The organism is Allobosea sp. P1_A7 (assembly GCF_056406775.1).
The window spans coordinates 1-2000 of the sequence record NZ_JBFTZN010000511.1 but is presented as its reverse complement, the minus strand read 5'-3'; the positions used below and the strand labels follow the sequence as shown (position 1 = coordinate 2000).

Genomic DNA, 2000 nt, shown 5'->3' with positions numbered 1-2000 from the left:
TCCTTGTTCAGCGTGATCGGGATCACGGGCTGGATGTTGAGGACATTCTGCAGCTGCCTATGCGGCCCGACATTGAAGTTGAAGTTGTTCTGGAAGGGCAGGCTGATCATGTCGGCAACGGGGTTCTGCGCCGCCTTGGCCAGATCGGCCGTGCTGTTCGTCGAAGCCTCCGCCAGCGCTCCTCCCGAACACGACAAGGTCGCGAAGAGTGTCAGTCTGGCTAAGCTGAACAACGTCCTCGCGCTCACGGCCGGAAATTCCTTCATCGACAATAAAGCTGCCGACGGCCAAAACCGGTTTCCCGTTTGCCCGCGGCACTTATACTGTGCGACAAAACAGCAATCGGATTTCGAGACCACTCATTTTGCGCCAACTTTACGGTATTCCGGAGTGTCCAGCGCGTGTCTGAAATCCCCGTCATCTCCAGCCATATCCTGCACGGCCTGCCAGCGTTCCTGCGGCATGAACTCGGGGAGAGGGCGCTTCTGCGGGCGAACCRTGCGGCAGGCTTCGATATCGAGCTGACCGAGGGCCGCAATTGCTTCATCCCGCATGCCGCAGTGCTCGGCTTCGTGAATGCCGCCGCGAGAGTCGCCGGCGAGCCCAATCTCGGGTTCCTGATCGCCCCGATGATGAACGCCGGCAACTATGGCTRTTTCGGGCGCTATATCCTGGGAGCCGAGACGCTCGGCCACTCCATMGAGCGGGCGATTGCGGCCCTTGGCTATCACAGCACCCACGACCGGATGTCGCTCGCGATCACCGGCGACGAGGCGCGCTACAGCTATGTCTTTGCGCTCGCCGGCCACGCTGGCTACGAGATGATCGCCGGTGCGGCGGCCGGCGTTCTGCTCAGCGTCATCAGGGCCTATTTGCCGTTCGACTGGCGGCCGCTGCGCATCGAGCTCAATATCGAGAGGCCGCGCCAAACCGGCCTGTTCGAAGATCTCTTCCACTGCCCGGTCCTGTTCAACGCGCCGGCCGTGACGATCGTCATCGAACGCCATCTCTTGTCGGCTGCTCCGAACCGCGGGTCATGGCCCATTGTCACCATCGAGGACGTGGCGCGAGACCGGCCCGGCGGAGCGCCACACGATCTGCTCGACGTCGTCATGGCACAGGTCCGGGCCCAGGTTCTCACCGGCAGCGTCTCGATCGATCGGGCTGCGCGACCGATGGGGACCAGCGTCCGGACGTTGCAGCGCGAGCTGAACCGGGCCGGCACCGATTTCCGCAGCCTGGCAAACGCGGCACGGCTCCAGCGCGCGACCGAATTGCTTCGGCACATGAACGGCTCGATCACCCGTGTTGCGGCGGAGATGGGCTATTCCTCTCCCGCCAATTTCGCGCGCGCCTTCCAGAAGGCGACCGGCCGCACACCCCGGGAGTTTCGCTCGGACATGTAGTCGCGCACCGTTCCGCAGTACCCCGCAGCTCTGCGATCCGCACCGGCTGTAGGACGGGTTCTCGGAGCGTCATCGCCCTCAACCTGCTCGTTCGAAGGTGATCATGTTCTGCAGGGGGTCGGCAGATGTCAGCCTGACCCGGATCCTATCGCCCGGCTTGCTGTCCTGCCCGCGAACCCGCGCGACCACCGGCAGCTCGCAGAGCTGGATGCGCAGGCCGTGCTCATCCGCGTCGGTCACGACCGCCTCGAACGCGGTTCCTTCGCTGCCCTGGAGCATARGAGCTTCGGCCAGATCGATGACGTCCCGGTCCACTTGACCGTCGCGCGCATCGGCCCGCGCCATCACCGCAGGCAGTTGTTCGAATGCGGCCGATACCGCTGGCGGAACCGGCTGGCCGTTCGCCACCGCCAGGGCGGCGCGCACCACATAGCGATCGGCGAGACGGCGCAGCGCGCGTGGACCCACCTGAACAGGAGGTCGATGCTCTCGGCGACGGCCGCTACCAATTGATCTTCCGCCCGCGCCTACGCGCCGAGGAGCAGAACGCCACCCTGTCCCTGGCCAGCAATATCGCGATCGCGGCTGCACTCC

2 protein-coding genes and 1 pseudogene are annotated in these 2000 nt (G+C 64.7%); 1 reads left to right on the top strand and 2 read right to left on the bottom strand.

Annotated elements, in window-relative coordinates:
• Window positions 1-248 (bottom strand): annotated as a pseudogene (locus AC1D34_RS37065) (hypothetical protein); the annotation flags it as partial.
• 153 nt (window positions 249-401) lie between these two features.
• On the opposite strand from AC1D34_RS37065, the gene AC1D34_RS37060 reads away from it, so the two are divergent.
• Window positions 402-1406: a helix-turn-helix transcriptional regulator gene (locus AC1D34_RS37060; protein ID WP_476826964.1), complete on the top strand. Its 1005-nt coding sequence runs from the start codon at window positions 402-404 to the stop codon at window positions 1404-1406.
• A 78-nt stretch (window positions 1407-1484) separates the two neighbouring features.
• Here the strand turns inward: AC1D34_RS37060 and AC1D34_RS37055 are convergent, their stop codons facing one another.
• Window positions 1485-1835, bottom strand: a complete 351-nt coding sequence (locus AC1D34_RS37055; RefSeq protein ID WP_476826963.1) for a hypothetical protein — start codon at window positions 1833-1835, stop codon at window positions 1485-1487.
• Between the last annotated feature and the right edge of the window lie 165 nt (window positions 1836-2000).